7 protein-coding genes are annotated in these 7,924 nt (G+C 72.0%); 6 read left to right on the top strand and 1 reads right to left on the bottom strand.

Going from position 1 to position 7,924, the window contains the following annotated elements; genetic code table 11:
- Positions 1–18 precede the first annotated feature (18 nt).
- The 6 genes from HY703_13000 to HY703_12975 all read left to right on the top strand — a co-directional run bounded on the left by HY703_13000 (position 19) and on the right by HY703_12975 (position 7,731).
- Positions 19–3,333: a translocation/assembly module TamB gene (locus HY703_13000; protein MBI4546110.1), complete on the top strand. Its 3,315-nt coding sequence runs from the start codon at positions 19–21 to the stop codon at positions 3,331–3,333.
- A 284-nt stretch (positions 3,334–3,617) separates the two neighbouring features.
- Positions 3,618–4,490 carry a zinc metalloprotease HtpX gene (locus HY703_12995; GenBank protein MBI4546109.1) on the top strand — a complete coding sequence of 291 codons (873 nt, stop codon included), beginning with the start codon at positions 3,618–3,620 and terminating at the stop codon, positions 4,488–4,490.
- A 20-nt stretch (positions 4,491–4,510) separates the two neighbouring features.
- Complete coding sequence (locus HY703_12990; GenBank protein ID MBI4546108.1) at positions 4,511–5,449, top strand: diacylglycerol kinase family lipid kinase; 939 nt, start codon at positions 4,511–4,513, stop codon at positions 5,447–5,449.
- Complete coding sequence (locus HY703_12985; protein MBI4546107.1) at positions 5,446–6,342, top strand: alpha/beta fold hydrolase; 897 nt, start codon at positions 5,446–5,448, stop codon at positions 6,340–6,342. Before HY703_12990 ends, HY703_12985 begins: the two co-directional genes overlap by 4 nt.
- 215 nt (positions 6,343–6,557) lie before the next feature.
- Positions 6,558–7,124 (top strand): elongation factor P, encoded by a 567-nt coding sequence (efp, locus tag HY703_12980; protein MBI4546106.1) that lies wholly within the window; start codon positions 6,558–6,560, stop codon positions 7,122–7,124.
- Positions 7,125–7,233: 109 nt separating this feature from the next.
- Positions 7,234–7,731 (top strand): DinB family protein, encoded by a 498-nt coding sequence (locus tag HY703_12975; GenBank protein MBI4546105.1) that lies wholly within the window; start codon positions 7,234–7,236, stop codon positions 7,729–7,731.
- Here HY703_12975 and HY703_12970 read toward each other — a convergent pair.
- Positions 7,671–7,924 (bottom strand): hypothetical protein (locus tag HY703_12970; GenBank protein ID MBI4546104.1); only part of this gene is annotated, 254 nt, incomplete at its 5' end. The genes HY703_12975 and HY703_12970 overlap by 61 nt on opposite strands.

Below are 7,924 nucleotides of genomic sequence, written 5' to 3'. Positions count from 1 at the left end.
CTGAGCTGGAGCGGAACCGTGGACCTGCGGCCCCCCTTCGCTGTGCAGGGGCTGCGCGCCGAGCTGCGCAAGCTGGATCTGGCCCTCTTCGCCGCACTGCGGCCCGAGCTCCGCCTGGGCGGCAGCATCACGGGCCGCATCGAGGCGACGGGGCGACTCGATCAAAGCCTGCGCTTCGCCGCCGCACTCGAGCACCAGCGCGCCGGCGCGCCCGCGTCTCAGCTCGAAGGCCGCGGTGCACTCCAGTGGGGCGCTGACCGCACCGTGGACGCCCGCTTCGACGCTCGTCCGCTGGCGCTGGATGCCCTCGCCGCCATCTTCCCCCAACTCGGTCGGGTCACCGGCGAATTGCACGGGCCCGTCACCATCCAGGGGCCGCTCCACGACCTGGCCGTCAAGGCGGAGGTGGCCACGCCCGGCGGCCCCGTGGTGCTCGAGGCCCGCCTCGATCTCGCCCGGCCCGAGCCGCACTACCGCGCGGCCGGCAGCGTCACCGATTTCCTCCTCGACCGTGTCGCGAAGGGCCTGCCCGCGACCACGATCACGGGGCGCTTCTTCCTGGAAGGCGCGGGCACAGAGGCCAGCCGGGCCCGTGGGGTGCTGAAGGCGAGCCTCGAGCGCGGCCGCGTCCGGGACCTGGACGTGAGCGACGGGGTCCTCGCCCTGACCATTGCCGAGGGCGCAGCCCGCGTGGACACGTTCGCCCTGGAAAGCGATGCCGGCCGGCTGTTCGCCCGCGGACAGCTCGGCCTGGTCGCGGAGCGGCGAGGCGAGCTCGACCTCGAGCTGGACGCGGACTCGCTGGGCGCGCTCCGCTCCTTCTTCTTCGCCGATACGGCAGGCCTGCCGCTCGAGGGAAAGGCTGCCCGCCTCGCCGGCGCCCTGCGCCTGCATGCCAGGCTCGAGGGCGGCCTGGCCGGCTTCGATGTGCATGCCCAGGCTAGCCTCCAGCACCTCGTCTACGACCGCATCCGGGCACGCCGCGCCACCATCCAGCTCGGCGCCACGGCTGTGCGCAGCGATTCGCTGCGCCTGCGGCTCAGCCTGCGCTCCGATTCCCTCGCGCTCTATGACCGGCCGCTCCTCGCCGCCCGCCTCGAGGCGCAGTACGGCGACTCGGCCGGCCAACTCGAAATAGAAGCCGACGCGCCTGACCAGCAAGCCTACCGTCTGGCCACGGATTTCCACCGCGCCGGGGGCCGGGCGGAGTTCCGCCTGCGCGAGCTCGGGCTGCGCACCGGACCGGCGAGCTGGGAGCTCGCCCACCCCGCCACCGTGCAGGCGGGCCCGGCGGGGATTGCCGTGATGGGGCTCGAGCTGGTCCGCGCCACGGATCGGCTCGAGGCGGGCGGCAGCGGGCGCGTGCGGGTCTCCGGTTCGCTCCCCTGGGAAGCGGCGCTGGCACGCAGCCGTACGGACCTCGAGCCGCGCGGCGGGGCGGGCGGATCGATGCCGCCTGCAGCCGCCCCCGTCCGGCGCCAGCGGGATGTCGACTTCCGCGTGGACCTCGAGCAGGTTCCGATCGCCGAATTCCTGCACGTCGCGCGCCCGGCCGCCGCCGCCGACGGAATGCTCGCCGGCCACATCACCGTGCGCGGCACGCCGGCCGCCCCCACCCTGGAAGGAAAGCTCGCCATTACCGACCTGCGCTACGGTGATATTGCTCTGGGGCGAGTGGAGGGCAGCATGGGCTACCGCGAACGCCGCCTCGAGGCGCAGCTCGAGCTGCGGGAGGGCTCGAGCCCCGTCCTCAGCGGCCGCGGCACTATACCGCTGGACCTCAGCCTGGCACCCGTGCCCGACCGGCGCCTGGCCGAGCCGCTGGATTTCGTGATCCAGGCCGACGCCCTGCCGGCCGCGCTGCCTGCCGCGTTCCTCTCCGCTTTCCGCGATGTGAAGGGCAGCGTGGCTGGGCGGCTCACGATTGGGGGCACCACCCGTGAGCCGGTCCTGGGCGGCGCGCTCGAGCTGCGGCAGGGCGCGGCGCTCTGGCAGCCCACGGGCGTGGCCTACCGCAACGTGGAAGGCAGCTTCCGCGTGGTCGGCCCGCGCCAGGTCGCGGTGGACCTCGAGCTGCGGACCGACGAGACCAGCTCTGCCGCCGGCGAGGCAGGCCGGTGGTCAGGGCGCGGCGGGCGCGCCTCGCTCGAGGGCGCCGTCACGTTCCGCCCGCTCTCGGATCCCGAGCTCGATCTCGTGCTGCGCGGCTCCCAATTCCTGGCCGCGCGCCGCCGCGATGTCGAGCTGGCTGCCAGCGGCGAGCTGCACCTGCAGGGGAGCTACCGCCGGCCGCGCGTCCGCACCGCCCTGCGCATTGACCGCGGCGCCCTCTATCTCGACGAGCTCTGGCGCCAGTACCAGATCGTCGAGCTGGACAGTCCGCTCCTCTTCGACGTCGTCGATACCTCCGCGGTCGCGTTCCGCAAGATCCTGCCAGCCAGTTCCAGCCCGTTCCTGAAAAACCTGGTGGCCTCCGGGTCGCTGGACGTGGGCCGGGATTTCTGGCTGCGCAGCCGCGGGCTGAACGTCGAGGTGACGGGCGAGCTCACCGTCGCCTATGACCGCCGCGCGGAGGACCGCCAGCCTGAGGACCTCCGGCTCTGGGGCACGCTCAGCGCCGTCCGCGGCATCTACCAGGTGTACGGCCGCCGCTTCGAAGTGCGCCAAGGCACGGTCGACTTCGACGGCACGCCCGGGATCGATCCCAGCCTGGACATCACTGCCGGCTACCGGGCCCGCACCGTGCAGGACCAGCCCCTGGACATCCGCGCCGTGGTGACCGGCACGCTGCGCAGCCCGCGCGTCGCCCTGACCAGCGATGCCGAGCCGCCCATCAGCGAGTCCGACCTGGCCAGCTACCTCGTCTTCGGCCGGCCCACCTACCTCCTCGCCGCCAGTGAGAGCCGCGCCCTCGACCTCGCCGGGATCGGTGTATTCCGCGCCGTCGCGCCCAGCTTCCTGGGCTACGCCGCCAGCGGCCTCGAGACCTTCGCCCAGGGCTTCGGCCTCGACTACGTGGCCATTACTGCGGCGGAAACCAACCTGGGCGAGCCCCAACAGGGTTCCGCCGTCAGCGGCCTGCTGGGCGGCGCCCAGGTCGAGTTGGGCCGCTACCTCGGCCAGAACCTCTTCCTCGCCTTCACCCAGCGCATCGGCAACGCCCAGCGCTACAGCGAGCCGGGCGTCCGGCTCGAATGGCGCTTCCACCCCACCTGGACCGCCGCCGCCTTCGCCGAAGACCGCTTCGCCCGCAACCCCGCGTTCGGCCTGGAACAGGGCCTCGAGCTGCGCAAGGTCTACGGCTTCTTCCTCTTCCGCGACTGGGGGTACTGACCCCCTGCCTCCCAACCTCCACGCGGGAGGCGGGACGCGGGCTCGGGCTCCACTGCGCTGGGCTCCACTGCGCTGGGCTCCGCTGCGCTGGGCTCGGGCTCGCGATCCAGGATCAGCTCCGCACCCGAGATAAACGAGCGGCCTCTATTCCGAGCCCCAGCCCGAGCCCAGGGGCGCAGCCCCGGAGCCCGAACCCGAGCTCAGCCCGCCCAGCCCCCTGAAACTGGACCACGCGGCCACCCCTGGGGTATCTTACCCCCGAATTCCCAACACCGGAGTGTTCCATGGAACGGACCAAGGTCTTTCTGCTCATGGCAGGGCTCACCGCCCTGCTCGTCGTGCTGGGCGGCGCCATTGGCGGCCAGGGCGGCGCTGTTCTGTTCTTCGCCATCGCCGGCGTCATGAACTTCGCCATGTACTGGTGGAGCGACAAAGCCGTCCTGGCCATGTACCGCGCGCGCATTATCGGACCGGAGGACGCGCCCGAGCTGTACCGGGTGGTGGACCGGCTGCGGCAGCGCGCCGGGCTGCCCATGCCCACCGTGGCCATCGCGCCCTCCGACCAGCCCAATGCCTTCGCTACGGGCCGCAGCCCGGAACGCGCCGTGGTCTGCTGCACGGCGGGTATCCTGCGCCTCATCGGCCCTGAGGAGCTCGAGGGCGTGATCGCCCACGAGCTGGCGCATGTCAAGCACCGCCACATGCTGGTAGGCACGATTGCCGCGACTATGGCGGGAGCCGTGGCCATGATCGGCAGCATCGTCAAGTGGGGCGCCATTTTTGGCGGGTTCGGCCGCGGTCATGACGACGACGGCGGCAACCCCTTCGCCCTGCTGGCCCTGGCCATTGTCGCGCCCATTGCTGCCATGATCATCCAGTTCGCGATCAGCCGGCAGAACGAGTTCCAGGCGGACCGTACGGGCGCCCAGATCTCCGGCCGGCCGCTGGCGCTGGCCGGCGCCCTGCGCAGCCTCGAGATGTACGCGCACCGCATCCCCATGCAGGTGAACCCGGCTGCCGCGCAGCTCGCGATCGTGAACCCGCTGGCGGCCGTGCGGGGGGCAGGGCTGATCCGCCTCTTCAGCACCCATCCCAGCACGGAAGAGCGCATCGCTCGCCTCCAGGAGCTGGCCCGCAGCCCCGAGCTGCAGGGGTAGACTCCCGCGCCCACGGCCCGGTGGACCACCCCGCAGTCCCCAGTGCGGCCGGCGCCTGCGCCGGCCGCACCTTCGTCATCCTCAACCCCGCGGCCGGACACCAGGCGCCGGATCGGCTGCGCCGCCGCGTCGTCGCCGCCTTCCACGCCCGGGGCGCCGCCTTCGACATCGCCGACACCGGCCGCCCCGGCCATGCCGCCGAGCTGGCGCGACAGGCCGCACAAGCGGGGTACCGCGCCGTCTGCATGGTGGGCGGCGACGGCACCCTGGCCGAGGTCGCCACCGGGCTCGCCGGCAGCGACACGGCGCTGGCCATCATCCCTCGGGGCACGGCCAACCAGGTCGCCCGCAACCTGCGCATCCCCCTCGACCTCGAACGCGCCGTCGACGTCGCGCTGCGCGGCCGCGTGACCGCCATGGATCTGGGCCGCATTGACAGCCGCGCCTTCGCCCTGGCCGTCGGCGCCGGCTACGACGCCGCCGTCATGGCCGCTGCCTCCCGCCCGCTCAAGGAGCGCTGGGGGTTCGCCGCCTACCTCTATGCCGCCATGCGCGAGGCACTCCACGCGGCGCCGCTCACCTTCCGGCTCACCCTCGACGGGCGCGATATCGAGCTGCGCGCCATGAGCGTGATCGTGGCCAATGTAGGCGAGCTGTTCGCCTCCTTCCTGCCCTTTACCCTCCCCCTCGCGCCGCGCGGCTGCCGCTCCTGGCAGGACGGGCTGCTGGACGTGCTGGTCATCGCGCCCGCACACCTCGCCGAGTTCCCCGCAGTGCTCTGGCAGGCGGCCCGCCAGCGAGTGGGGCAGGACAGACGCTTGCTGCACTTCCAGGCCCGTCACATCGTCCTGCACGCCGACCCGCCCGCCCCCGTCCAGATCGACGGCGACCCCGCCGGCCAGACCCCCGTCACAGCCGCAGTCGTGCCCGCCGGCGTGCGCGTGCTGACGCCCGCATGATCCCGGAAGCGCCACCCGCCGCCCGCCTCGAGTTCCTGCACGCCGCCGATGGGGTGCGGCTCGCCGTGCACCGCATGGGCCCCGCCGGCGCCACGCCCGTGGTCCTCATTCCGGGCACCTTCTCGAATCATACCTTCTGGATCGGCACGCGCGGCACCGGCTTCGCCCGTGCCCTGGCAGCCGCCGGATTCGAGGCCTGGGCCCTCGATCCCCGGGGCCATGGCGCCAGCCAGCGCCCCGACCGGGGAGAGCCATGGGACTTCGACGACTGGGCGCGCCAGGACGTGCCCGCTGCCCTCGCCGCCGCCGCCGCCGCCGGCGGCCGGCCCTTTCTCATTGGCCACTCGGCAGGCGGGTCCGCCGCCCTCGCCGCTCTGGCTGCCGAACCGGCTCTCGCCCACCAGCTCGCAGGCGCGGTCGCGATCGCCACGCCCGCGCCCTGGCTCCAGCCCTGGCGCGGCCTCTTCGCCCGCTCCATCCGCCGGGCGTCGCTCCTCCTCGGGCGGTTCCCCGCCCGCCGCCTCGGACTCGGGCCCGAGGACGAACTGCCCGGCGTCATGGCCCAGTGGATGGGGTGGAACATCGGCGGACACTGGCGCGGTGATGACGGCTCCGACTACAGCGCAGGGCTCGCCCAGCTCCGACTGCCCCTCCTCGCAGTCGCCGGCGCCGGCGACCACCTCTGGGCGCCGCCCCCAGCCTGCCAGGCTCTCTTTGACCTCGTTGGCTCCCCGGACAAGAGCTTCCTGCTCTGCGGCCGACGCACCGGCTTCGCCACCGATTACGGCCATGCGGGACTCGTCGTCAGCCGCGAAGCCCGCGAGGAAATCTGGCCCCGCCTGCTCGACTGGCTCGCCGCCCGCCAGGAAGCTGGCTCCCCAGCCTCAGACTGAACCTTCCCGCGTCGCTGAACCCCGTGCTCCCACTGCCGCCCCTGGCCTGGTGGGCCCTGGACCTGAGCACGGGGTTGCCTGGAACGGTGACTGGCGCCAGTGTATAAGGTTTGAGGTTGTCGCGGGCGCTGCCAGCGGAGATGTGTGGGCGGCCGCAGCCGACCGAACTTGCGAATTCGACCACCAGCCTACCGAACCGGAGGAGTCGCGGCCGTATGCCGATGCCCGCCACCCAGATCCGCCGTGGCACCGTGATCGTCTTCAACGGCGATCCCTGCCGCGTCGTCGATTTCCGCCACCACACACCCGGGAACCTGCGCGCCATGGTGCAGACCAAGATGCGCAACCTGCGCACCGGCGCCGCATTCGAGCACCGGTTCCGCGCCGCGGACACGGTCGAGAAGGCCGCCCTCGCCACCCACGAACTGCAGTACCTGTACAGCGACGGCCACCACTACCACTTCATGAACACCGAGAACTTCGAGATGCTCGAACTGGATGCTGAGACGCTGGGCGACTCGGCCCAGTGGCTCACCCCCAACATGCTGATCCTGGCCGAGTTCTACGAGGCACGGCCCATCGGCATCGAGCTCCCCTCCTCGCTCGAGCTCAAGGTCATCGAGACGGACCCGGCCATGCGGGGCGCGACCCAGACCGCCATGACCAAGCCGGCCAGGCTCGAGAACGGCGTGACCGTGCAGGTCCCGGCCTTTGTCAATGAGGGGGATACGCTGCGCGTCGACCCCACCCAGGGGAAATATCTCGAACGCGTACTCAAGTAGCTCGTTAGGCCCGCAACCCTTCGTACTCGTGCACGTCCTCGTGCACCTGCACGGTTAAGAAGGCGGTCATTTCCATGAACTGGGCTCAATCGCCACTCCCAGGCTTCGAATGACCGCTCCCTCTCCCGAGATCCGCCTGCTGCTCCGCTTCCTGGACGAGGCCTTCGACCGCCAGGCCTGGCACGGCCCCACGCTCCGCGGCGCGCTGCGCCGGGTCAGTGCGCAGCAGGCCGCCTGGCGGCCCGCCAACGGGCGCCACAACATCTGGGAGATCGCACTGCACGCCAGCTACTGGAAGTACGCCGTGCGCCGCCGCCTGCGCGGCGACCCCAAGGGCTCCTTCCCCCGGCCGGGCAGCAACTGGCCACGTCTGCCGGACCCACTGGATGAGGCGACCTGGCGGCAGGACGTGCGCCTGCTCGTGCAGCAGCACCAGGAGCTGCGCGACACCATTGCCAACTTCCCCGCCCACCGGCTCGACGAGAAGTCCCGCGGCTCACGCTTTCCTAACCTCACCCTGATGTACGGCGCTGCCGCCCACGACCTCTACCACGCGGGCCAGATCCAGCTCCTGAAGCGGCTGCGGCAGGAGACTTCCCTTACGTAGGCCAGGCTGGCGTCCCCCTTGTTCCCCTGCCGGGCCTGCCCCCGCCGATCGCACACGACGACGCGGTCGACCACCGGGGCCAGCAGATCGTGCAGCCACTGCGCCTGGGTTCCCTCCTCGAAGGCCACATGGATCGCGCCGCGCATGCCGCGGAAGAACTCGACCAGTGCCGCCTCCTCGGTGGGCAGGATGG

The sequence above is a fragment of the Gemmatimonadota bacterium genome, assembly GCA_016209965.1.
GTDB lineage: Bacteria > Gemmatimonadota > Gemmatimonadetes > Longimicrobiales > RSA9 > JACQVE01.
The sequence above is the reverse complement of the archived record's forward strand: the minus strand, read 5'-3'. Positions and strand labels throughout refer to the sequence as shown.

Excerpts from the sequence above, each read along its gene's own strand:
- HY703_12995 (MBI4546109.1), top strand. The coding sequence starts at position 3,618 with ATGGAACGGACCAAGGTCTTTCTGCTCATGGCAGGGCTCACCGCCCTG.
- HY703_12985 (MBI4546107.1), top strand. The coding sequence starts at position 5,446 with ATGATCCCGGAAGCGCCACCCGCCGCCCGCCTCGAGTTCCTGCACGCC.
- efp (MBI4546106.1), top strand. The coding sequence starts at position 6,558 with ATGCCGATGCCCGCCACCCAGATCCGCCGTGGCACCGTGATCGTCTTC.
- HY703_12975 (MBI4546105.1), top strand. The coding sequence starts at position 7,234 with ATGACCGCTCCCTCTCCCGAGATCCGCCTGCTGCTCCGCTTCCTGGAC.